Source organism: Burkholderia sp. MSMB1588 (assembly GCF_001546925.1).
GTDB lineage: Bacteria > Pseudomonadota > Gammaproteobacteria > Burkholderiales > Burkholderiaceae > Burkholderia > Burkholderia humptydooensis.
Window position 1 is genome coordinate 1,311,608 of the sequence record NZ_LNJS01000001.1, and the last position, 21,730, is coordinate 1,333,337.

General features: G+C 61.4%; 20 protein-coding genes and 4 pseudogenes. 15 read left to right on the top strand and 9 right to left on the bottom strand.

The genetic code is table 11. The features are described from left to right. The first annotated feature begins 10 nt into the window (after positions 1 to 10). Positions 11 to 1,861 (top strand): hypothetical protein, encoded by a 1,851-nt coding sequence (locus WS92_RS34915; protein WP_141668053.1) that lies wholly within the window; start codon positions 11 to 13, stop codon positions 1,859 to 1,861. Next, positions 1,858 to 2,040 (top strand): hypothetical protein, encoded by a 183-nt coding sequence (locus WS92_RS17870; RefSeq protein WP_141668054.1) that lies wholly within the window; start codon positions 1,858 to 1,860, stop codon positions 2,038 to 2,040. Before WS92_RS34915 ends, WS92_RS17870 begins: the two co-directional genes overlap by 4 nt. On the opposite strand, the gene WS92_RS36670 is transcribed toward WS92_RS17870, so the two are convergent. Beyond that, entirely contained in the window at positions 2,041 to 2,853 is an 813-nt protein-coding gene (locus WS92_RS36670; RefSeq protein ID WP_231755876.1) for an SGNH/GDSL hydrolase family protein, read from the bottom strand. Positions 2,854 to 2,930: 77 nt separating this feature from the next. Further along, positions 2,931 to 3,203 (bottom strand): hypothetical protein, encoded by a 273-nt coding sequence (locus WS92_RS17880; protein WP_059929411.1) that lies wholly within the window; start codon positions 3,201 to 3,203, stop codon positions 2,931 to 2,933. A 169-nt stretch (positions 3,204 to 3,372) separates the two neighbouring features. On the opposite strand from WS92_RS17880, the gene WS92_RS17885 reads away from it, so the two are divergent. The 7 genes from WS92_RS17885 to WS92_RS32570 all read left to right on the top strand — a co-directional run bounded on the left by WS92_RS17885 (position 3,373) and on the right by WS92_RS32570 (position 9,131). Then, positions 3,373 to 3,555, top strand: a complete 183-nt coding sequence (locus tag WS92_RS17885) for a hypothetical protein (protein ID WP_004532301.1) — start codon at positions 3,373 to 3,375, stop codon at positions 3,553 to 3,555. Further along, positions 3,548 to 4,045 carry a lysozyme gene (locus tag WS92_RS17890; protein WP_059929410.1) on the top strand — a complete coding sequence of 166 codons (498 nt, stop codon included), beginning with the start codon at positions 3,548 to 3,550 and terminating at the stop codon, positions 4,043 to 4,045. Before WS92_RS17885 ends, WS92_RS17890 begins: the two co-directional genes overlap by 8 nt. Next, positions 4,042 to 4,590, top strand: a complete 549-nt coding sequence (locus tag WS92_RS17895) for a hypothetical protein (protein WP_059929408.1) — start codon at positions 4,042 to 4,044, stop codon at positions 4,588 to 4,590. Before WS92_RS17890 ends, WS92_RS17895 begins: the two co-directional genes overlap by 4 nt. Next, on the top strand, positions 4,587 to 5,063 hold the full coding sequence (locus WS92_RS17900; protein WP_059929406.1) for a DUF2514 family protein: 477 nt from the start codon (positions 4,587 to 4,589) through the stop codon (positions 5,061 to 5,063). The genes WS92_RS17895 and WS92_RS17900 overlap by 4 nt, the downstream gene beginning before the upstream one ends. Positions 5,064 to 6,176: 1,113 nt before the next feature. After that, on the top strand, positions 6,177 to 7,082 hold the full coding sequence (locus WS92_RS17905) for a LysR substrate-binding domain-containing protein (RefSeq protein ID WP_006026409.1): 906 nt from the start codon (positions 6,177 to 6,179) through the stop codon (positions 7,080 to 7,082). Between the two features lie 132 nt (positions 7,083 to 7,214). Continuing rightward, the gene (locus tag WS92_RS17910; protein WP_059929404.1) at positions 7,215 to 8,516 is read left to right on the top strand and encodes an MFS transporter; all 1,302 of its coding nucleotides are present in this window, start codon (positions 7,215 to 7,217) and stop codon (positions 8,514 to 8,516) included. Positions 8,517 to 8,792: 276 nt separating this feature from the next. After that, the gene (locus tag WS92_RS32570; protein ID WP_082743519.1) at positions 8,793 to 9,131 is read left to right on the top strand and encodes an H-NS histone family protein; all 339 of its coding nucleotides are present in this window, start codon (positions 8,793 to 8,795) and stop codon (positions 9,129 to 9,131) included. Between the two features lie 218 nt (positions 9,132 to 9,349). Here the strand turns inward: WS92_RS32570 and WS92_RS17915 are convergent. The 3 genes and pseudogenes from WS92_RS17915 to WS92_RS17925 all read right to left on the bottom strand — a co-directional run. Continuing rightward, positions 9,350 to 9,544 (bottom strand): annotated as a pseudogene (locus WS92_RS17915) (tyrosine-type recombinase/integrase); the annotation flags it as partial. A 12-nt stretch (positions 9,545 to 9,556) separates the two neighbouring features. Then, positions 9,557 to 10,080 (bottom strand): annotated as a pseudogene (locus tag WS92_RS35885) (alpha/beta hydrolase); the annotation flags it as partial. 166 nt (positions 10,081 to 10,246) lie between these two features. Further along, entirely contained in the window at positions 10,247 to 10,828 is a 582-nt protein-coding gene (locus WS92_RS17925; protein WP_059929402.1) for a TetR/AcrR family transcriptional regulator, read from the bottom strand. A 235-nt stretch (positions 10,829 to 11,063) separates the two neighbouring features. Between WS92_RS17925 and WS92_RS17930 the strand changes: the two genes are divergently transcribed. The 3 genes from WS92_RS17930 to WS92_RS17940 all read left to right on the top strand — a co-directional run bounded on the left by WS92_RS17930 (position 11,064) and on the right by WS92_RS17940 (position 13,805). Then, positions 11,064 to 11,726, top strand: coding sequence for a DUF3313 domain-containing protein (locus WS92_RS17930; protein WP_006026412.1), 663 nt, complete (start codon positions 11,064 to 11,066; stop codon positions 11,724 to 11,726). Between the two features lie 81 nt (positions 11,727 to 11,807). After that, positions 11,808 to 12,026, top strand: coding sequence for a hypothetical protein (locus WS92_RS17935; protein WP_015600098.1), 219 nt, complete (start codon positions 11,808 to 11,810; stop codon positions 12,024 to 12,026). A gap of 222 nt (positions 12,027 to 12,248) precedes the next feature. Next, complete coding sequence (locus WS92_RS17940) at positions 12,249 to 13,805, top strand: PqiB family protein (RefSeq protein WP_231755875.1); 1,557 nt, start codon at positions 12,249 to 12,251, stop codon at positions 13,803 to 13,805. Between the two features lie 95 nt (positions 13,806 to 13,900). Here WS92_RS17940 and WS92_RS17945 read toward each other — a convergent pair whose 3' ends face one another. From WS92_RS17945 to WS92_RS34925, 3 genes and pseudogenes are all read right to left on the bottom strand, one after another. Next, entirely contained in the window at positions 13,901 to 15,379 is a 1,479-nt protein-coding gene (locus WS92_RS17945) for an extracellular catalytic domain type 1 short-chain-length polyhydroxyalkanoate depolymerase (protein WP_059929400.1), read from the bottom strand. A 719-nt stretch (positions 15,380 to 16,098) separates the two neighbouring features. Then, complete coding sequence (locus tag WS92_RS34920; protein ID WP_141668056.1) at positions 16,099 to 16,332, bottom strand: hypothetical protein; 234 nt, start codon at positions 16,330 to 16,332, stop codon at positions 16,099 to 16,101. Positions 16,333 to 16,505: 173 nt separating this feature from the next. Then, positions 16,506 to 16,883, bottom strand: a pseudogene (locus tag WS92_RS34925) (FUSC family protein); the annotation flags it as partial. A 360-nt stretch (positions 16,884 to 17,243) separates the two neighbouring features. Here WS92_RS34925 and WS92_RS17965 point away from each other — a divergent pair. From WS92_RS17965 to WS92_RS17975, 3 genes and pseudogenes are all read left to right on the top strand, one after another. Continuing rightward, the gene (locus WS92_RS17965; protein ID WP_015600234.1) at positions 17,244 to 18,557 is read left to right on the top strand and encodes an Nramp family divalent metal transporter; all 1,314 of its coding nucleotides are present in this window, start codon (positions 17,244 to 17,246) and stop codon (positions 18,555 to 18,557) included. Between the two features lie 249 nt (positions 18,558 to 18,806). Continuing rightward, positions 18,807 to 19,000 (top strand): annotated as a pseudogene (locus tag WS92_RS36675) (electron transfer flavoprotein subunit beta/FixA family protein); the annotation flags it as partial. A gap of 130 nt (positions 19,001 to 19,130) precedes the next feature. Further along, positions 19,131 to 19,970, top strand: a complete 840-nt coding sequence (locus tag WS92_RS17975; protein WP_059929389.1) for an HpcH/HpaI aldolase/citrate lyase family protein — start codon at positions 19,131 to 19,133, stop codon at positions 19,968 to 19,970. A 326-nt stretch (positions 19,971 to 20,296) separates the two neighbouring features. Here the strand turns inward: WS92_RS17975 and WS92_RS17980 are convergent, their stop codons facing one another. Next, entirely contained in the window at positions 20,297 to 21,679 is a 1,383-nt protein-coding gene (locus WS92_RS17980) for an MFS transporter (RefSeq protein ID WP_059929387.1), read from the bottom strand. Positions 21,680 to 21,730 lie beyond the last annotated feature (51 nt).

The window sequence follows — 21,730 nt, forward strand, 5'->3', positions numbered from 1 at the left end:
CGGAGCATTGATGGCAACGAATGACTTTCTCGTATTCGGCGGCGGCAGCTCGCCGAACGTTATTGACCAGGCGACCTACGCCGCGCTCGCGGCTCGGTTGTCGGGCTTTCAATCCGGCACTGCGCTGTCGGCGCAGCTCAACAAGGTATGGCGCCAGAGCTCGATTATGGCGGCAGTGCTTGCGCAGTTCACGGCCAATTTCTCCGGGCAGAACTCGGTCGACGACGGCACTACTGCGACGCTGCTGGCGAACCTGCAGGCCGCGATCAACGCGGCGGGCATCACGGCCGCGCAGTTCGACAACAGCACCAAGCAAGCGACGACCGCGTTCGTTCAACGGGCGCTGGGTAATTTCCAAACCTTCGCAGCATACACGTCGAGCCAAACCCTTACGGCTTTGCAGTCCGGGTCGTTGATCAATTTCTGGGGTGGATCCGCGTCGACATTCACGCTTCCGTCTGCCGCTACGATGCCGGTGGGGGGCGCCTTCACGTTTAGCAACACATCTGCTGTTGCTACTGTCACCATTACGCGAGCAGGCAGCGACACGATCCTTGCAGGCAGCGGTGGTACGAGCATCGTCCTGAGTCCAGGCGACAACTTGATCATCGCGCAGGCTAGCGGAACTCAGTGGGTCGCGATTGGCGGCAGCGCTCAATTGCCGTTTGCTGGGGTAATGGCCAGTGCGAACTGGACGACGGCCCCGCAGTTCGACAGTACTGCGAGGCTGGCAACAAATGCATTCGTGCAACGAGCGCTCGGCAGCTTCTCAGGCATCAAGCTTGTTCAGGGTACCAACACAATTCTCGACGCAACTGCATTCGGCTCGGCGATTCAGATTAATGGGTCATCGTGCACGATCACTTTGCCGTCCGGCAACGGTGCACAGCCTGGCTCAACGATTCGCTTCTACGCGCAAGGAGGGGCAGGCGCGACATACACCATTCAAGCCGTTGGCGGTGCGTTCATCTATGCGCCGGGCGCCGGGATGGGGTCCTCGAATACGACGCTGACGCTGAACGCAAACGACACGGTTGAGCTGACGAATCGAAGCGGAAACGAATGGGATGTCACCGGCGGGTCGTGGATTGTTTCGAATGAAGCGATCACCCTGGGGGCGCGAATCACGGGTACGACGCCGGCCGCCGGCGACAACAGCACGAAGCTCGCGACGACGGCATTTGTACAGGCGAATGTGAATTCGGGCCGGCTGTTGAACGTTCAGACGTTCTCTTCCAGTGGGACCTATACCAACACCCCGGGCACGAACAAGATTCGTGTGCGTGGGCGTGGAACCGGCGGCGGCTCGGCCGGAGTTCCGTCGACAAGCTCGACTCAAGTTGCCGCCGCCGGCGGCGGCGGTGGCGGCCCGTATATCGACGTGTGGTTCACGTCAGGATTTACCGGAGGAATCCCGGTGACGATCGGTGCACCTGGAACCGCCGGTGCCGCTGGACTAAACAACGGAGGCAACGGCGGCACGAGTACGTTCGGCAGTCTCGTTACGCTTCCTGGTGGAGTGGGAAGCGCTGCCACGGCAGCGGGAGTTCCGCCTCTCATCGCTGGTGCCGGAACCATCAGCTCGCCTCCGACCGCAAGCGGCGGCACGATCCTCGATTCGGCCGTTGGCGGCCCCGGTGCCGTCGGCCAGGTGTTCGCATCGGGTGCAGGCGTTGGTGGAGATGGTGGGGCATCGGGTGATGGACGTCCGGGCCCTGGCGGTCGGATTCAAGGGCAACCCGGAACACCCGCGCAGTCTTCCGGGACGGGCGCTAGCGGAGGTTCCCAAGGAAACACCGGCGGTGCACTTGCTGGAGGTGCCGGAGGCAATGCTTATTTCACCGTGGAGGAATGGTCATGACGGGCATGTATGCGATCGTGAAGGACGGGGTCGTCGACAACACGGTCTTGTGGGACGGCGATACGGAGACGTGGCAGCCGCCTGAAGATAGCGAGGCAATCCCGGTCGAGGAAGGGGTATCGGTCAGCGCAGGGTATTCGTACAGCGACGGCACATTCATGCCGCCGCCGACCAAGTGATCAGTCGTGCAGGGACGACTGGAGCCGATATGCAACGATCTGGGCGAGAATCTTGTGGCCCAGATCGTTCGGGTGAATCGGGTCGGCCGTGATGTCGACCGGGTCGAGCTGGCCGCTTTTCTCGAGCGGGAGAATCGCTTCACGAACGGCGACCATCGGCACATTGAATTCTTTGCCGACCGGAATTTGATTGTCCTCGGAGTTCGTTCCGTCACGCGCCATCGTGAAGAGCATCATCACGGCGGGGTGCGACGGTGAGTCGAGGATCATTCGGATCAGCGAACGCATGCTGTTCTGCATCTCCGGAGTGATCGCATCGTTGTTCGCAAACTCGACGATCACGAAATCCGGGTTGTACTGAAACAGGTCGCGTTGAGCGCGCTGCTGTCCGTACAGTGAGTTCGTTTGCCCGATCCCCGCGTTGATGAGCGTCATCTTGCTCTGCGGGAAGGTGGCTTGCCACCAGCCGAACATGCGATTCACGTAGCGATCTTCCGGAGCCGTCGCCCATGCACCTTGAGTGATCGATCCACCAATTGCGGCGACGGTGATCGGTTGCCCCGAGCGCGCTTTCTCAAACACCTGCTTGAGACGCGCCGAATCGCCGAACTGTACGACCGAGCGCGCGAGGGCTTGATCGTCCAGGATGCAGGACGATCCAGCTTTCGCACCTTCGACATAACACGTGGGAGTTACTGATTTCGACGCCGACTGAGTGGGCGGGTTGACGCCGGGATTGTTGCCGTCGCCCCCGCATGCGCTGCATGCCATCACAATCATCCCGAGAAACGATGCAATTACGCCTTTCGCCATTTTTTCTTTGATGGTGGTGTGATTCCAACGCGGGATGATACCCGCAACGGCTGAAGTGGCCGTTATAGAGGCGCCGCCTACGCTTCCGGCTCGTCGTTCAAGTCGATCGTGGCGCCGATCGATCTCATGCGTGCCAGCACCCGCTCGATGTCCGCCGGCGACAGTTCGAGTCGTGCCGCTGCGAAGAAGAGGATATGCGGGCTGATGTCGCGCGGTTCTTCGCCACCCGTGTACTTGCGCCATTGCCGGCCACCCTGCACACCGAATAGGTCCGCCATCTGCGCGCTGCTGAATTGCAGGTCGTGCTTGAGCTGCTCCAGGTCTTTCGGGGTCGGCGGTTCGTATCGCATAGGGGAAAAGGCGGCGCAACGCCGCAACGAGCGTGGTATGCATGGAGTCCTCTCGGATGTGTGGGCCGCGCGGTAGCGCTTCCTCTAGTCGTTAATCTAGGCCCAATGGGCCTATATGTCAAGAATACTTACTGCCGCCTCCGCGCGGCTTTTTCATTTCGGGGACTCGATGAAGAACGATCTCGCGGTGAGCGCAGCCAAGGCAGCGCCGGCGGTGGGAAGCAATTTCTGGTTGTGGCTGACCGGCCACGACATCAACTGGTGGGTAGCCGTCGCGACGATCGCGTACATCGGGCTGCAGGCGTACTACCTGATCAAAAACAAGGGGAAGAGGGCACTGCTCGATGGCTAACGTACCGAAGAAGACACTCGCTGGTGTTGTGGGGGCTGCTGCGGCAGCCCTTCTTTTTTCCATAGTCCCGAAGTTCGAGGGGCTCGAGCTCGTTGCGCGGCCGGACCCGATCGGGATCATCACGGCCTGCAACGGCGACACGAAGGACGTGCACGCCGGCCAGCGCTTCACGCCCGACGAGTGCCGCGCGCGCCTCGAGCAGCGCCTCATCGAGCATGCCGAGCCGGTGCTGAAGTGCACGCCGGTGCTGAAGGGGCACACGTACCAGCTCGCCGCCGCCGTGAGCTTCGCCTACAACGTCGGCGGCGGCGCGTACTGCGGTAGCACGACGGCGAAGCGATTCAACTCCGGTGACTGGAAGGGCGCGTGCCGCGCGCTGAACGAGGCGGACAACGGGCGGCCGCAATGGGTGACCGCTGGTGGCCGCGTGCTGCCCGGTCTGGTGAAACGCCGCGCGGAAGAGCGCGCATTGTGCGAGCGCGGCCTATGACGACCACGAATACCCATGAAACGCGGCGCACGCTCGCCGAGGACGTGTTCTATCCCGATCACGAGCCGCGCACCGAGTCGGCGACGTTCCGCGCAAGTAAGCGCGCGATGAAGGCGGCCGGCGGCTACATCTGCGCGGTCTGCGGCGACGACCAGGCGGTCGAGTCACATCACCGGTTCTTCGAGTGGGCGTTCTCGCATGCGATCGACTGGAAGTGGATCCGCGGCGTCGCTCTGAACAAGGTCGACACGATGTTCAGCCACAAGCTGCAGTGCATCGTCCCGATCCCGCGCCAGCACCCGGTCTGGGACGTGATTCGTCTGACGCAGGGATTCGACTGGGAGGCGTTCGACCCGGCGCGGCCCGAGACATTCGTCGACTCGACCTACAACCAACTGCTGCTGTGCGCGCTCCATCACCGGGGCAAGGACCACGGCCGGCACGAGGAAAGCGACCCGGTATGGAGCGTGCAGGCGTTCCTGCTGCCGGGCTTCGTCTACTCGCCGGACGAGCTGAAGCAGTTGCATGCGAAGGAGCGGAAATGACTTGGTTCGATCCCCGTGTCTGGCTTGCCGTCGTCGTGGCGGCTTTCGTCGGCCTCGCCGGCGGGTACTTCAAGGGGCACGCCGACGGTGTGCGCATGACGGCGGCCGCCGCGCAGAAGGCGCAGCTCGACGCCGTCGCGGCGGCGCGCGCCGAGGAACAACGCCGCACCGCGGCTCAACAGGAGATTGCAAACGATGCGAACCAACAACGCACTGCCGCGCTCGCGGATGCTTTTGCTGCTCGCGCTGCCGCTGGCAGCCTGCAGCAGCGCGTCGATCAGCTCGTCGCAGCCGCCCGCCATCCTGCCGCTACCGCCGGAAGCCCGGCAGCCGGCGACGCCCTCGATCTGCTTGCCGACGTGCTCGGCCGCGCTGACCAGCGCGCGGGCGAACTGGCAGAGTACGCTGACCGTGCCCGCATCGCCGGCCAGCAGTGCGAGCGCGACTACGACGCGCTGACGGCGGCGAAGTAGGGTGCCTGGGTGTGCCCAAGGTGTGCCCCGAATACCTGAGAATTGACTAAAATGGTCGCGAAAGCGTAGCCGGCTATGGGGTGGCTATCGCTTTAAGTCGTTGATTTGACTGCGCTTTCGTTCCCTTCTATTTTCAAACTGCCGTTCTTCTAAGCCGTAGGTCACACGTTCGAATCGTGTAGGGCGGGCCAGTCAAATCAGGCATTTGCGAGAACGCTCCTCGCGCTCCGATTCTCTCCTCGTTGGCTCATGTTAGCCAAGATGTAACCAAATCGGTCAACGTGCTGTCATCTTCCCGGTGTCGCTAGTTGTGATCGAGCACGGCGCAATCTGGACTTGTCGAGCGTAGTAGCCAGAGCAATCAGTTCTTTCTCCGAAAGCGTATCCGCTACGCCGCACCTTGCCGAACATTTTCGCGTCACCCAACGTTTCGAACCAATATAGGCAATATAGGTTCAAGCGCTCGTTGCGGAATGATTCGTTAAACGATCTCAATGTGGCAAGTGTTTGTCGGCTGTCCCGGTCGGCTGAAGTCCATTTTTTCCTGATCGCGATGCATCTGCATGTTTCTTGGTTTCTCGGTAAGTCCGGTGTTCATTCCGCGAAGCAGAGCCTGGATTTTCTAGAGAGCAGTTTTCAGGATGCATTCGAAGAACTTTCCAGTGTGGGAAATGGCGCCACAGCACCATTCTTTATGGCATCACGATAATTCAACATTATGGAACTATGGCGATAAATATTCAGGCTTCTTGGCGTTCTTCCGTATCTCTAGCCCATTGACTGCGGTCGTCAATGCACTGCGTCAGTACTTTGAGATCCCGGCGTAGAGTGCTCCTTCGGAAGATTCGCACCGGGATGCACGAATGGCTCTTGATTTTTCGGGCCTGTGTCGATAGCGTGCCGTGCATCGTCCGGGAACGCATAGTTCGGCTGTTTCGTTCGCCGCGACATACCAAGTTCGAAGGATGGCATGTCATCCGTTGACGGTGGCAGGAAGCTCTTTCAAGGGAAGCTTCGTTTGGATCATCTCTTCGATCACCGAAAGATGTGTCATCAAGTGTTTGTATGCGTTCGTGATCCCGTGCCGGTGGGTCAGAGCCATATGGAGCGAGCATGAAAATTCACCCGATTCCGCCCCTGCAATGCCTTGTTTTCTTTGATGCTGCTGCTCGGCATGGCAACTTCACGCGTGCAGCCGAGGAACTGAACGTTACGCAAGGTGCGGTCAGCAAGCAGGTTGTAAAGTTGGAGAGTTTTCTTGGCATGCAGTTGTTTGTGCGAGACGCAAAAGCACTTCATTTGACGCGCGCCGGACAGGCCTATGCCGACCGGATTCACGACATGCTCACAAGCTGCGCGGAAGCCACTGCGTTTGTCATGAAGGAGCCCTCGCCACATAGCATTACGATCGCGTGTGCGTCTGGCACGGCCGGCATGTTTTTGACACCCATCATCGCCGATTTCAGCCGAGAGTATCCCAATGTGGCAATTCGAATCTTGGTTCGAGAGGGTGTTTTCAATCTGAACACCGCGGAATTCGACATCGGCGTTTATTACATTCGCGATGTCCCGCCTCCCGGCATGAGCGGGGTCCGTATTATCGAAGAAGAGGTACACGCTTATTGTGCGCCCGGCTACCTGGGGCGCCGGCGCGTATCGCCGCAAGAATTGACGAGTGCGACGTTGCTCGTCGCAGAGGAGCAGCAGCGTCAATGGATGAGCTGGCGCGACTGGTTCCATCTATGCGATAGCGAGATCGCGTACAAGCCATCGCGCACAATAACGGCCAATAGCTATCCCGTATTGCTACAGCTTGCGCTGCGAGGTCATGGTGTCCTCCTCGGATGGAACCAAATGATCACGCCCTTGGTTGAAAGCTCCGATTTGGTGCTTGCATCGGACGCAAGCGCGAGCTTCGGCGGAGCGTACCAGTTGGTTTGGCCCGACGACCGCCGCGATACGGCGGCCGTGGCGCATTTCCGGGAGTGGTTGCTGAAGCGGGTGCCATTGAAGAGATGACCGGGCATTCCAGAAACTCAGCCTCGCCAGAAAAAAATTCAGAGTAAGGAGGCGAGAAAAACTCGTACCATTGGCTGCGCCGTTGATCGTTGCCAAAGGCGCCAGAACATCAAAATCCGAGGGCACAAGAATATGGAAACCGTTGTTGGCTTGCGCGGGGGAAAGCGAGACATCGCCGTACAGGAGAGGACCAAGGCAGTCGTCGCCGTGATCATAGGAAATGGGTTCGAGTGGTTCGATTTTATTTCCTATGGTTTCTTTTCTGTCATCATTGCAAAAATATTCTTTCCGACATCGGACGACAATCTGTCCCTGTTGCTGTCTGTTTCCACGATTGGCGTCGGATTTTTTATGCGGCCGGTGGGCGGTATTGTCTTGGGGGGGATGGCGGATAAAATCGGGCGCCGCGCAACCCTGGTTATGACGATAACGTTGATGACCATCGGTACGGCCTTGATTGCTTTTGCGCCAACTTACAAGGATGCCGGTATTTTGGCGCCATTGATGATCGTATGCGCACGCCTATTGCAAGGGTTTTCCGCTGGAGGGGAAATGGGCGGTGCTACCGGATTTCTAAGAGATCATGTGCCCGTCGAACGGCTGGGCTATTACACCAGTTGGATTCAGGCGAGCATCGGATTTGCGATTATCCTTGCATCGGTTCTTGCGGTTGTGCTTGTCAAGTATCTGAGCGCTGAGCAAGTCGAGTCATGGGGGTGGCGCATACCATTCTTGATTGGCTTGTGTCTTGGTCCGCTCGGGATCTATATTCGCAACCAGGTGCATGAATCTACGGAGGAGGCTTCTCGTATCCGAGAGCGCACGCCGGTGTTCGAGATCGTGCGTCGGTGGAAGAGTGAAACCTTGATAGGATTTGGTCTTGTGATATTTTGGACCGTTTGCTCATATGTACTGCTCTTCTATATCCCCACGTATGCGACAAAGGTTTTGCATTTGCCGGCATCGACAGGGTTTATCGCCGTTCTCGTCGGGGCGTCGATTGTTCTCTTTGTAACGCCCATTTTTGGTCATCTGTCTGATCGATACGGGCGGCGCCGATTTCTCATGGGGGCGCTCGTCATTGCCGTCGTGGCTGCGTACCCCATGTTCAGACTCCTGAATGTGAATCCCGGTTTGCATTCGCTGCTGCTGTTCCAGATCATCTTCGGGCTCGTCATTGCGAGCTATGAAGGGCCAATCCTGGCGGCATTGAGCGATACGTTTCCACGTCAAATTGTTTCCACGGGAATTTCAATTTCGTACAATCTCGCTGTCATTACGTTTGGTGGATTTTCGGCGGCGATTCTTACCTGGGCAATTGCGGCGGCACAGAACAACCTTGCTCCTGCATTTTACGTGATGGGAACTGCGGCCCTCAGCTTTATCGCGGCGGCCTGTTGGTCTCCGCAAAAAACGTCAGTCGTGCCGGTGTAGTTATTGTCTTGACGAATCGATTTGATTGCAATTAATTGAAAGCTGATGTGAGCTCCATTTTTAGGGAGCTCACATTTTTCCTTGTTTTCCATCTGCGAAAAGTTGAGTTGGCCCTCGGTGCAGATGGCTTTGCTGTGTGCTGCCTTGTTAAGCTAAATGCGGTGCCCAGCCTTTTTATTCTGCGTAAGTAAATGTGAAGGTCGATTGTGTTCGGGGACATGGTGTCTTGTTTGAATCTGATGATTTGAGGTGTAAATATATATAGATGGTATAAAAATGAGCGAACTGAATTCTGAATCCTTTCAAGAGCTCCGGGCCAGATTGAAATCGATTGCGGAGGAGGCCGAGATTGCGCGAAAAAGGGAAGCAGCGGACGCGATCAAGGCGATACGACAAACCATCCTTCAGTATGGAATTTCCGCAGAGGACATCTTCGGTCGAGCAAAGCCGAATCGAGGACGCGGGAAACTCCTTCGTGGTCCGATCGCCCCAAAATACCGCGACCCGGAAACGGGCGCGACGTGGAGCGGTCGAGGGAGGCCGCCTCAGTGGATCGCGGGCAGGAATCGAGATTCGTTTCTGATCATCGGACAGCGTGAAAGCGGCACGAGATAACCGGGTGCTCGCAAAGGTTCCGACCGGATTCATCCGGATGGCTAGCTGTAACGACTTGCATTTGAAAACGACCATGCTTGAAATCAGCGGCGTTTTCTGCTCGAAATAGCTGCAACTGACGAATCACGCGTGCTTGGATTAACTGCAACTGTGCTTGCATTCCATTTCCGCCTGCTCACATTATCTGCCACTGATGCTTGTCGAGGAGACGGCACTGACTACTTGGATATCCCCTCGAATGCCAGGTCAAACTGGCGGGCCCGTTTGACCTCGTCACCATGCAGATACGTCGATGTCGTCGAGATCGACGCGTGCCGCAGGTTGTCGCGCACCATGATCAGCTCAGCCCCGCGCGCGAGCGCGTGCGCGGCGTGCGTATGCCGCATCCAGTGTGGGTTTGTGCGACGTAGCTTGTTCGCCATTGCGAGGATGATCGCCTTGCCGCTGTCGTTCTCCGCGATGATCTCCTTGACCCCATTAGCCGCATCGACTTGCCGGACTTCTTGTCCTTGAAATCCATGCCCTCGATCACGTCCTGAGCCGACTTCTCATTCGATTGCAGCCAGTTGTAACCGATCGCATACACCCGGTATCGGTATTTCAGGAAGTGTTTGAAAGCCTCTGAATCTTTCGTGATCTTCTGCCCCCGGCCTTGCGCTCCGGCATCGGTCGCCCCATAGTCGGCCGGTTCGGTATCCAGCAGGGGCTTGAGCGTACACTTCTTGCCGTCGGGGCCGGTGTCGATCCATTGCCCCTGCATCTCGTTCAGGTGCATCGCTTCGTTCAACTGCTTCTCCAGCCATGCCAGCACCGGTTGATAGCTCGAGCGGTACACCGAGCCCCAGCCACGTCGACGCGCCTCTGCCTCATCGACATACTGGTCTTCCTTGTCACCCTTTTGGAGCTTGCCGGCACAGATCGGGCCGAACGGGGTCACCGCGGCTACGGTCGATCAGGCGGCCGGGTTGCCGATCTGAGTTCCGTCAGTTGCAGCTATTTCGAGCAGAAAACGCCGCTGATTTCAAGCACGGTCGTTTTCGAATGCAAGTCGTTACACGTACGATGCGCCGGCCGCCTGATCGATCGAAGTATGCGGGCAGCCAGGCATCGTCGCATCACCGCGACTTTCGTTTGACCGTCAGCGTTTTCCAGCTCTCGTCATCGAGCAGGCGAGTGAACAGCCGATTCCGCATGGCGCCCGTCAGCGGCGTCAAGCCGAGCAATACGCTGAACGCAATGCCGCTCGCCGCGAAGTAACGCAGCAGCGTGAGTTCGAAATCGGTGGATTCTTTATCCAGTGCCTTCAGCCTGGCGGCATCGGTTCCCTTTCGGTCTTCCAGCAGTTCCGGACTTTCAATGATCGCCGCCAGCACTGCACGCGCGACCGAGTTCGGTTGATTGATGGCCTCACGGAAGATGGCAATCTGCGCAGAAAGGTTCGGTTCAGCCTTCGACACCCCCTCGTTCACGAGGTAATCGTGTGCAAACTGTTCGAATTGCTGCTGCTGGAATTCCAGCAACGCTTTGAGCACGCCTTGCTTGCTACGAAACTGATGCAGCAAGCCGCCCTTACTGATGCCGCTTTCGCGCGACAGCGAGTCAAACGTCAATCCACCAACGCCGTCGCGCGTCAGGATGCTGAGTGCGGCGTCGATGGCCTTCTTGCGGGAAATTTCCGAGCGGGTCTGGTTGTCCATTTACGGGGCGTGATGGCGTCGCGCGCTCGCGCGCGGTGACGGGGCAGTAGGGCGGAGCGAGCCCGCAGGCAACGCCCCGGACCGCAAACAACTTATTGTACCTTGTCGATCATTCGTTAAAAACAAACCGGGTAGACGGTTTACATCTGAGCGAGGCGATGTTACGCTTCGGCCACGTCAAGCCTTTCGACATTTCATCGCTGGCGGCGCCAAGCGCCTTCTCAAGGAATCCGATATGAACAGGACCCGATTCATTTCTTTTCTCGTCTCGAGCGCCGCGGCGCTCACGCTGACGGCGTGCGCCGGTGTGCAGCCCGTTGCGTATTCCGGTCTGTCATCCTCGTCGCAACTGACGCAGAACCGGACCGGCGACGCCGCAAAGGTGCCGTATCGGTACGCAGCACAGGTGGACTGGTCGAAATATCGGCAGGTCATTGTCGACCCGGTCGTTATCTACGCTGGCCAGGACAATCAGTTCGGCGACTTGAATGCCCAGGACAGGGCGACGCTCGCGGACTACATGGGCAAGACGTTCACCGAAAAACTCGCGAAACGCTTCCAGATTGCACCACAGCCGTCGCCTGCGGCGCTGCGCGTCCGGCTCACGCTCACGGGTGCAGAAAAGACGACGGCGGTGGTCGGGCAAGCCATGCATTTCGACATCGCCGGCAACCTTTATAACGGCGTGCAGGCAATCCGGGGTGGCAAGGGGGCGTTCAGCGGCTCGGTCTCCTATGCGGTCGAGGTCTACGACAGCACGAGCGGTCGGCTGCTGATCGCCTATGTGACGAAGCAATATCCAAACGCGATGAATCTGCCCGCTGCATTCGGCTCGCTCAGCGCGGCCCGGACCGGAATCGACAAGGGCGCGGACGCGCTCGTCAGTCAATTGCAATAGGGATGCGCCGCACGCCACGAGGCGACGAGCCGGCGCTCACGCGCCTCGCTGAGCCGACCACTACTGATGTGGAGTATGAACATGCGCGCAATCGCCCATCTCGTTCTTGTCACGCCACCTCCGCTCATGGTTTCAATCGTGTTCCTGGCGGCCTATCTGATCATCGGGATTCCTGCTCATCTGATGCGCGGTGCGATTGCGCGGGACATATTCGGCACGATGGCTGGCGTGTTTGCCGCGCTCTTTTATCTGACGCTGGTGTTGGGCTTTCCGGCGGACATCCAGGACCTGTCCCGATGATCGCGCGCGGCGCTTCGACAGCGGCGTGCGAGCGATGGAAACAGCTCATTCAGAACCGCGACGACAACGTCGTTGCCGCCTTGCAACGAGCGGTTGTGGGGCCACGCATCGCCAGCGGGGCAGCATGACGAATGGCATCCTGCGGTGTCTGAGGCCGTACCTGATTCGTGTTCGTCGGATTGCCAAGAGCGTACGCAACGTCGTCACCGGGACGCTATAGCGGTGGGCGCGCGCTGGCTTCTGGTTGCGTGTTGTGTTCCGCTCGCAGCGCTGCTCGTCGTCCTGCTGACCGAAATGTGGCCCCAGTCGGAGGCTGCGGTCACGGTCCGCTTCGTCAATGCGGAAGGTTTCGAGCCGGGCAAGACAATTGTGCGCTACCGCGGCGTCGAAATTGGCCGACTGACCGCGCTGAACATATCCGCGGACCGGACGAGGGTGCTTGCCGTGCTCCGTCTCGACGGCAACGCAACTCGCTTTACCGCGTGTGACGCGAGGTTCTGGATCGTTCGCCCGAGCGTCGACCTGACGGGCGTATCTCGTCTCGATACGGCATTCTCGGGTCCGTACATTGGAGTCGACATAGGGAGCGCGCCCCGGCAATGTCGCGACTTCGACGGACGCGAGGCTCCACCTCCAGCACTGCATGACTCCAACGGTACGCGATTCGCTCTTCATGCCGCGTCAATGGGCTCGTTGAGGGTTGGGTCGCCTGTTTATTTCAAGCAGATGCGAGCTGGGAGCGTGCTCGCCACGTCACTGCCCGCGCAGGGTGGCGGTGTCGACATCAGCGCTTGGATTGCCGAGCCGTTCGACCGCTACGTCACGGCGAACACACGTTGGTGGCATGCGAGCGGCATTGATGCACGGCTCGGTTCCGAAGGCTTCAAGCTGGACGTGTCGTCGCTGCAGGCGCTTTGGTCGGGCGGGATCGGATTCGATAACCCGGACTCATCGGATGAGGGCGGCCGTCGCGTGTCGGATGGCGAGCCGTTCACTTTGTTTGCCAGCCGAGCCGACGCGCTCCGCCGAGCGGGTGACGGACCTGCCGCATCTGTTCTAATGCGGTTCGCAGCGTCATCTCGAGGATTGTTCGTGGGCGCTCCAGTCGACTTCCACGGTGTCGAAATTGGCGAGATCACGGGGATTGCGGTTGCTTTCGATATCGCTCGTCAGCGCTCGGAGACAGTCGTCACGACGAACATATATCCGGCACGACTCGGCCAAGGCTACAGGCGTGCGTTGGGTAACGGCGATAACGCAGCCGGCAGGGGCCTGCTGCGCGACCTGGTCAGGCAGGGGCTGCGCGGTCAGTTGCGTGTCGGAAATCAGTTGACCGAAAAGCGCTACATCGCGCTCGACTTTTTTCCGCACGCCACACCGGTCAATATCGACACCCATCATGCGATGGTCGAGCTGCCGACCGTACCGAACATGTTCGATTCATTGCGCAATCAACTCGCTGGTATCGGCGATCGGCTAGGCCATTTTCCGGTTGACGAGGTCGGACATCATTTCGACGCGGCGACGAAATCCGCCGGTTCACTGGGCCGGACATTCGATACCGAGTTGGCGCCGAGCGCACGCTCAGCTCGGATCGCTGCAGAGCGATTGTTTGATGCGGCAGCGGTGGTGCGTCGGACCGGCAAGCAGGAACATGCATCAAGTCTCGACACTGATGCCACTCAACGCGAACGGGACGACGGAGCGAGCATGTCCGGTGACCGGGGATTCCGGAAGACGCCGCCACCGTTGAAGCCGGGCGGCGGTGGACTGGACTAAAGCCGGCCGTGGCGGGTTTCTCGTGCCGGCACGCATTGGTGCTGAGGGCGTGGCCCGTAGGGGCAATGCGTGCCGAGCTCGCATGAACGCCAGACTCACGGACAATCTCCGATGATGTAATAGCCGGCCTTCGTCTCCGCCAGCGTATTCGTATAAAACACGTTGTCGAGCCCCATGTTCTGGTTCGATCCGGCCGCATAGGCGATGCCAAACGAATCGTACGCGCGGCCGGCCTGCACGTGCGCATAATTCGTGGCCGTCGTCTCGGTGCAGGCGAAGCTCGATTGCGTCGTCGCCGACACCGGGGACGATTGCGCGCTCTCGCCCGCGCTCGGATCGACCTCGGTGACCGTATAGGAGTAGGTCGTGCTGGCGATCAGGCCGGAATCGGTGTAGGCCGTCGACGTCGACGAGCCCACCTTGTTGCCGTTGCGATAGACGTTGTAGCTGCTCGCGTTGGCGACCGGGTTCCAGGACAGCGACACGCTCGTCTGCGTCGCGCCCGTGACGGTCAGCCCCGCCGGCGGCGTGCCGGGCTGCGTCGACCCGGTGCTCGCGCGCAGGTTGTATCTGACCCAGTAGTCCATCACGAAGGCCGGATAGTTGATGTGCGTCGCGTCCACGTAATTGGTGTTGTCGCCGCCCGCGCCGGCGGGCCACGCGTGGGCCATGCCGGAGACCACGATCTCGTGCGTGCGCACTTTGCCGTTGCTGTCCGTGTAGGGCGTGTTCGTGCCTCCGCCGGAAATGGATACTTTGGACCCCTGCGTAAACGCGCCGCCGTAGACGAGCCGGAAGGCGGCGGTGTCGAGCGGGCCATACGCCTGGGCCACGGTGTAATCCGACGTGCCCCATACGGCGCCTGCGATCTGGGTGGAGAACTTGCCCGCGTTCGAGCCTGCCCACGCCTTGCACTGATTGGCCGCCGTTTGCGCCGTGTAGCCGGCCGGAACGTAGCCGATTTGCAGCGTGGTCGTGCCGGGCGGCGGCCCGGCGTTGATGCCGATGCCGGCGAAGACGTCCGGCGCGATGCAGCCGAGCACCATCGTCATGCCGCCGCCGGAAGACAGGCCCGCCACGTACACCTGGTTTGGATCGATCGCATATTGCGCGTCGCCGACGAAGCGGCTGACGAGATCGAGCAGTACGCCGACGTGGCCGTTCGTGCGATTCGGCGACGTGTTCGCATAGTCCCAGCAATGGTTGCTGTAGACGTTTCCGGTTGCGTTGGGCGCCAGGATGATCGCGCCGTATCGATCGGCGATGCTTTTCCAGTTGAAGCCCGCGCCTTGCGAATTGTCGATGACGTCGCCCGATGCGCTCTGTAGGCAACCGTGCAGAACGAGCACGAGCGCGCGCTCACCGTTGGGCGTCGTCGGCTGGGTCGCGGGCCAATAGAAGTAGCCGGTCAGATTGCCGCCATTGACCGTATCCGCGCCCCACGTTTGCTGGCTGCTCCATGCGCCCGGTCCCGCGGTAACGTCGGCGCGCGCGGGATGAGCCGAGAGCGCGGCCGCGCATAGTGCGATCAGAGCGGTGATTCGTTGCCATGTGCGTCTTGCGTTCCTGGTCATGCTGGCTCTCCTTGAATGGGGAATGTTGTCGATACCCACGGCCGTTTTGCTTCCCAGTCCTGCCTTTTTATGCGGCGGCGTCGTTCATCCGCCGCGTTTCGATTTTTGTCGATGAGGGCAATTGCGCGTTGAGAAATACAGCATGTCGCGCGGTGTCGGTCAATTTAAGGTTTACCTTAGAGACCTATTAAAAAGTCCTGGCGCGTTTGACGCCATTGAGCCGGATGCGCGGCGGCCCCGATCGGAAAATGCGTGACGGATGTCGACGCATCGGACTGCATCAATATTTTCGCCGGCCTTTTGCCGCGCACGAGAGGCCCGATGTTAGGGCGCGCTCTACCGGAGCCGTCTGTCGCTCCGTTCTTCGCCGATCTCCTTGGCCACCGGATAGATTCGCCGCCGAGTTCATTTTTAGAAATGAATTCGCCAATCATTCAATTCAATCGAATCTTTTGGAATTCGATTGGTTCTAGAGGTTGTCAAATGAATTGATCTCGTGAAAATGGCGATGAATGAAACGCTGTGGGGCGACCATGTGGCGCTTTTCGTTTCGGATGCCTGGAAGTGCGCGTCCGAATGGATCGTGCGTTACGGATTGGCCGCGGCGGGCGAAGAGGGCGCGGGGCGCTTGATTCGGATCGCACGCGACGAGAGTCCGACAGTAAGGGCTGAGGGTTTACGATAGATTCGAAAACGAAACGAGCGAACAAAAATTAATATCATATCGAATATTCGTGTTCGAATGCGAACGTATCCCGCCAAAGCCCCATCGAAGCGGATCCCCGAAATTCGATCCGAGCCACTTCACCCGCACGAGAATACTCATGGATTCCTCTCCCGTCCTCGAGGGCGCCGAGCCGTTCCTGTTCGACGGCAACGCCACCGGCATCCTGATTTCCCACGGCTATACCGGCTCGACGCAGAGCGTCCGGTACGTCGGCGAGCAGCTTCATCGCCGCGTCGGCTACACGGTGCTCGGCCCGCGGCTCGCGGGGCACGGAATCAGCCCGGAAGCGATGGACCGCACGTCGGCGATAGACTGGGTGGAAAGCATCGACCAGGCGCTCGACGCGTTGCGACAGAAATGCGAGCGCATCGTGATGATGGGCTTGTCGATGAGTGCAACGTACGATTCGGGCAGCCGCGCATCGGGCTCGCGAGTCGCGAGATCGACGGCGACGAGTATCGCGGTGCTCGACGCGGCGGCCTGCGCGAGCGCCCCGCAATCGGCGCGCGACGACGAGCCTTCGGGCTTCGGCCGCTTGAGCCACGTATCGATCGGGTGATTGCCTTCGCGCAGCGCGGCGTCGAGCGCGGCGCGATCCGCGGCCGCGGCCGATAACTGCCGCGCGGCGAGCCGCTTGCACGCGAGCGTGCGCGGCGACGGCGCGATCAGCAGGTGAACGACCACCGCGATGCCGATCGGAATCGCGACCATCAGCCACGCGTAGAGCAGCCCGCGCGTCCCCGCTTCGCCGAGCGGAATCAGGCCGAGCTGGTCGAGCATCGATTCGTCCTCCATTCGCGCAGTGGGATCGGGTCAAAACCGGGACCCAATCCCAACGACCGGGCACGACCCGGTTCCAAGAGGCATCCGAGAAACTGAAGAAGTTGGCCGAGTTTTACACGCAGATGGACGAAATGAGCAAGCAGGCCAAGCCTTGCGGACGCCGCACCGTGCATGAACTCATTCGAGCGCGCGCGTTCAACGGGCATTTGCGCCAGCCGGTAAACGACTAGCTTCGAATTCCACTCGCGCAACACCGAAGCCAACCCCGTTCGCCGCGCCTCAAACGGCCCGGAAGCGCCGCTGCCGTGAATGCGTAAAATGACCGCCACGCACACAGGCCCCCAAGCATCTCCCATGCCGCTTCCCACCGTCCCCACAGCGCCGTTTTGCCCGGCAGAAGTCAAAGGCAGCATCACGATCGACGCCAACGTCTCCCGTTTCACCAGACTGCGCCGCTTCGCCGGCCCGGGCCTGCTCGTCGCGATCGGTTACATGGACCCCGGCAACTGGGCGACCGACATTCAGGCCGGCTCGCAGTTCGGCTACGCGCTGCTGTGGGTCGTCGCGTTCTCGAGCCTCGCGGCGATCTTCCTGCAGATGCTCGCCGCGCGGCTCGGGCTCGCCGCCGGCCGCGATCTCGCGCAGGCGAGCTACGAGCGCTACGGGCCATTCGGCCGGGTCGTTCAGTGGATCACGGCCGAAGTGTCGATCATCGCGTGCGACATCGCCGAGGTGCTCGGCTGCGCGCTCGCGTTCAAGCTGCTGCTCGGCGTGCCGCTCGCGTGGGGCATCGTTTTCACAGCGCTCGACACGATGATCGTCCTCGGCCTGCAAGGCAAGGGATTCCGGCAGGTCGAGGCGATCGTGCTCGGGCTGATCGGCACGATCGTGTTCTGCTTCGTCGCGCAGGTCGCGATGGCGCCGCCCGATTGGCGGGCCGTGCTGCATGGCCTCGCGCCCGGCGTGCCGGGTCACGATCGCAAGGATGCGATCGTGCTCGCGCTCGGCATCGTCGGCGCGACCATCATGCCGCACAACCTGTATCTGCACTCGTCGGTCGTGCAGACGCGGCGCGTCGTCGGCGGCACGAAAGACGCAATCGAGGAAACGCTCGCGATGGTTCGCATCGACACGTGGATCTCGCTCGTCGTTGCGATGCTCGTCAACGCGGCGATCCTCGTGCTCGCCGGCGCGGCATTCCATGCGACCGGCCGGACGGGCGTCGTCGACATCGAGCAGGCCTACACGCTGATCACGCCGGTCGTCGGCGGCGCGGCCGCGTGGCTGTTCGGCATCGCGCTGCTCGCGTCGGGCCAGAGCTCGACGCTGACGGGCACGATCGCCGGCCAGGTCATCATGGACGGCTTCCTGCACATGAAGATCCCGTGTTATCAGCGTCGGCTGATCACGCGCGGGCTCGCGCTCGTGCCCGCGCTCGTCGGCGTGTTGTGGCTCGGCGACGGCGCAGTCGGGCAGTTGCTCGTCTGGAGCCAGGTGCTGTTGAGCCTGCAATTGCCGTTCGCGATGTGGCCGCTGATCCGTTCGGCCGGCGACCGATCGGTCATGCGCGATTACGCGATCGGGCGCGGCGCGAAAATCATCGCATGGACGCTCTTCGTCCTGATCGGCGGAACGAATCTGTTGCTCGTGACGGGTTTCGTCGGTTGACGCGAATCGCATTGTCGTGAGCCGATGAGCCTCGGTGTTTTGGACGAGCGAGCGCGGACGTCTCGCAGACCCGCCATCCATTGAGCGCGTCGCATCGAGCCGGTCTTCCGGCCGCGGGCTGAATTCTTGCGCGTCCGGCGCATGCCGTGAGGCGATAGGCGTGGGCTATGACAGGCAGAGTCAATCGATAGTTGCCGTGCGCGCCGTATCCGCGTGTAATGAGCGACGTGATTGTGCGACGCGCGTTCCGATGAAGTCACCGTTGAAGAAGCGGTGCGCCCGCAGGAAGCGGGCGCGGCGACTGAGATGATCGCGGTGTCGATGGGCGTCGTGCAGGCTCGGGAAACGCTTCGCACGGCGCTCGCGATCCAGCATCTGACGGGGATGAAGAACTCGAAGGCGATTGTCGCGATCAAAAGAATCCGGACGCGCCGATCCTCGGCGTGGCCGATTCCGGTCTTGTCGGCGATCGGTTCACGCTCGCGCCGGAACTCCTGAACGAACTCGGCTGACTCATTGCATGAGCCGGCCGGACCTCGCCGATATTGTCGACACCCGAAGCAGGAGACCCACATGCCGATCGACACCGCGATTTCCCCGCAGTCCTATCTGTTCGTTCCGGGCAGCCGGCCCGAGCGGTTCGAGCGCGCGCTGTCGAGCGGCGCCGACGCGGTGATCGTCGATCTCGAGGACGCGGTCGAGCCGGCGGCGAAGGACGCCGCGCGCGAAACCGTCGCCGCATGGGTGTCCCGCAGCCGGCCGGTGCTCATGCGGATCAACGGCCGCGATACACCGTGGTTCGAGCGCGATGCGAAGCTCGCCGCGCTCGACGGCGTCGCGGGCATCGTGATCCCCAAAGCCGAAGGCCCGGACGATGTCGCGGCCGTGGTCGCGCACGCGCGGCGCGAACTGCCGGTCTATCCGCTCGTCGAGACTGCGCGCGGCATGTGGGCGGCGCTGGATATCGCGAAAGCGCCGTGCGTGCAGCGGTTGATGTTCGGCACGCTCGATTTCATCGCCGAAATGGGGATGGACGACGATCGCGATCCGCTGAATCCGCATCGCGCGCAACTGGCGCTCGTTTCGCGCGTTGCCGGGCTCGATGCGCCCGTCGACGGCGTGACGCCCGATGTTCACGACGCCGATCGGTTGACGGCCGATGCGCTGAACGGCAAGCGGCACGGCTTCGGCGCGAAGCTTTGCATTCATCCGGCGCAGGTCGGAATCGTGCATGCGTGCTACGGTCCAAGCGAGCGCGAACTCGATTGGGCGGCGCGCGTCGTCGACGCGGCGTCGCGTGCCGAAGCGGGGGCGATCGCGGTCGACGGGAAGATGGTCGATCGCCCGGTCGTGCTGCGTGCGCAGCGGCTGCTCGCGCAGGCCGCGCGCCGCCGCGGCGGGGCGCAGGCGTGACGGCGGGCACGCTGCGCGGATGCGGCGCAACGAACACAACCATCGCGCGGTTCGGGGCGGGTGTCGTTCGCGTTCCCGCAAGATTCGAACACGCCGATAATCGACGCGAACACGACAGATCAACGAAGGCGATGCCAGAGAATATCGTCGCCCGCGTCATCGCGTTGGCCTGACGACGATCATCGCGTCGAGAAAACGAATCGCTTGCGCCGGGGTATCGTCCGTGCGCCTTGCCGGCGCGGACAGCTTCGGCGCGCAGATGCCCGACAAGCTGCCGCGCACATGAAATGCCGCCACGTGTCTTGCGCTCACGACCGCGCCGCGCGTCAAGGCGCGGCCGTTCGCACGGCATCCCGATCGCCGTCCCCGGCCGTCGGCGAGATGTCCTCGAGCGCATGCCGGCTCGTCTCGATTCGCAGTATCCCGATGCCGATGCACAGCGCGGCGAAGACCGCGCTGACCATCGCGATCACGCCGCCCACGCCGACATGCCGATAGAGCGCGAGCGCGAGATACGGCGTCGCGATCGACGCCGCGCGTCCCGTCATGCCGGCGAAGCCCGTGCCGCGCAGCCGCACTTCGGTCGGAAACAGCTCGGGAATGAAGCCGAACAGACCGAGTGTCGTGATCGTGTAGATGCTCGTCACGAGGCAGAAGCCGACGACGATGATCGCCGCGGCGTCGCGCAGCGAAACATAGATCCAGCCGAGCACGATGCTGACGACGGCCGCGTATGCGATGCCCTTCGCGCGGCCGATCCTGTCGGCGATCAGATAGCCGCACGCGCCGCCGACGGGCGAGCCGATCGACATCAGCAGCACGAAGCCGAGCGATTTCACGACCGACAGCCCCTCCGACACGAAGAACGTCGGCAGCCACGCGATGAACCCGTACAGGCCGATGTTGACGGCGATCGCGGTCATCGCGGCGACGATCGTGCGGCCGCGCATGCCGGCCTTGAAGAGCGCGCCGAGCGGCGCCGAGCCGACGTTCAGATCGACGACGCGCGCAACGGGCGGCAGCTCGCCTGCTTGCGCGGCGACTTCGCGCTCGATGTCGCGCAGCGTCTTTTCCGCTTCGTCGAGCCGCCCGACGGATTCGAGCCAGCGCGGCGATTCGGGCATCCGGTGCCGCAGAAACCAGACGACGAGCGCGCCGAGCCCCGCGATCGCGAACATGTATCGCCAGCCGAGATTCGGAATGACCCAGTAGCCGACGGCGAGCGCGAAGAACAGGCCGCTGTTGATGATGATCGCGAGCAGCGACACCCATTTGCCGCGCGTCGCGGGCGGCACGAATTCCGCGAGCGTGCCGGCCGCGACGACGAGCTCGGCGCCGAGCCCGAGCCCCATCGCGAAACGCAGGCCGATCAGCCAGCGGATGTCGGGCGCGAAGCACGCGGCGAGCGACGCGAGTCCGAACACCGCGAGATTGAGCTGATACGAATAGCGGCGGCCGAGCCTGTCGCCGACGTAGCCCGCGAGCGCCGCGCCGATCATCATGCCGACGAAGGTCGCCGACACGAACGTCGCGCCGCTGCGCAGATCGGCGAAGCCCGTCTTCACCATCGCGGCGACGGCGCCGTTCGCGAGATAGAGGTCGAATGCATCGAGGAACGCGCCGGCCGCAATGAGTCCGAGGATCTTCCAGTGGAAACGTGAAACGGGCAGGCGGTCAAGTCGACCGGCCGCGTTGACGATCGGGGTCATGCGTGTCTCCTGATATGAACGATGCGTGCCGGCCTTGCTTCGAGGGGAAGG

Coding starts and splice junctions, on each gene's coding strand:
- WS92_RS17890 (WP_059929410.1), top strand. CDS start 3,548: ATGGCTAACGTACCGAAGAAGACACTCGCTGGTGTTGTGGGGGCTGCT.
- WS92_RS17900 (WP_059929406.1), top strand. CDS start 4,587: ATGACTTGGTTCGATCCCCGTGTCTGGCTTGCCGTCGTCGTGGCGGCT.
- WS92_RS17905 (WP_006026409.1), top strand. CDS start 6,177: ATGAAAATTCACCCGATTCCGCCCCTGCAATGCCTTGTTTTCTTTGAT.
- WS92_RS17910 (WP_059929404.1), top strand. CDS start 7,215: ATGGAAACCGTTGTTGGCTTGCGCGGGGGAAAGCGAGACATCGCCGTA.
- WS92_RS17965 (WP_015600234.1), top strand. CDS start 17,244: ATGCCGCTTCCCACCGTCCCCACAGCGCCGTTTTGCCCGGCAGAAGTC.
- WS92_RS17935 (WP_015600098.1), top strand. CDS start 11,808: ATGCGCGCAATCGCCCATCTCGTTCTTGTCACGCCACCTCCGCTCATG.
- WS92_RS17930 (WP_006026412.1), top strand. CDS start 11,064: ATGAACAGGACCCGATTCATTTCTTTTCTCGTCTCGAGCGCCGCGGCG.
- WS92_RS32570 (WP_082743519.1), top strand. CDS start 8,793: ATGAGCGAACTGAATTCTGAATCCTTTCAAGAGCTCCGGGCCAGATTG.
- WS92_RS36670 (WP_231755876.1), bottom strand. CDS start 2,853: ATGGCGAAAGGCGTAATTGCATCGTTTCTCGGGATGATTGTGATGGCA.
- WS92_RS17885 (WP_004532301.1), top strand. CDS start 3,373: ATGAAGAACGATCTCGCGGTGAGCGCAGCCAAGGCAGCGCCGGCGGTG.
- WS92_RS17925 (WP_059929402.1), bottom strand. CDS start 10,828: ATGGACAACCAGACCCGCTCGGAAATTTCCCGCAAGAAGGCCATCGAC.
- WS92_RS17975 (WP_059929389.1), top strand. CDS start 19,131: ATGCCGATCGACACCGCGATTTCCCCGCAGTCCTATCTGTTCGTTCCG.
- WS92_RS17870 (WP_141668054.1), top strand. CDS start 1,858: ATGACGGGCATGTATGCGATCGTGAAGGACGGGGTCGTCGACAACACG.
- WS92_RS17980 (WP_059929387.1), bottom strand. CDS start 21,679: ATGACCCCGATCGTCAACGCGGCCGGTCGACTTGACCGCCTGCCCGTT.
- WS92_RS17895 (WP_059929408.1), top strand. CDS start 4,042: ATGACGACCACGAATACCCATGAAACGCGGCGCACGCTCGCCGAGGAC.
- WS92_RS34920 (WP_141668056.1), bottom strand. CDS start 16,332: ATGAAGCTGCTCGCCGACGTACCGGACGCTCTGCGTCGAGCCGGTATA.
- WS92_RS17945 (WP_059929400.1), bottom strand. CDS start 15,379: ATGACCAGGAACGCAAGACGCACATGGCAACGAATCACCGCTCTGATC.
- WS92_RS17880 (WP_059929411.1), bottom strand. CDS start 3,203: ATGCGATACGAACCGCCGACCCCGAAAGACCTGGAGCAGCTCAAGCAC.
- WS92_RS34915 (WP_141668053.1), top strand. CDS start 11: ATGGCAACGAATGACTTTCTCGTATTCGGCGGCGGCAGCTCGCCGAAC.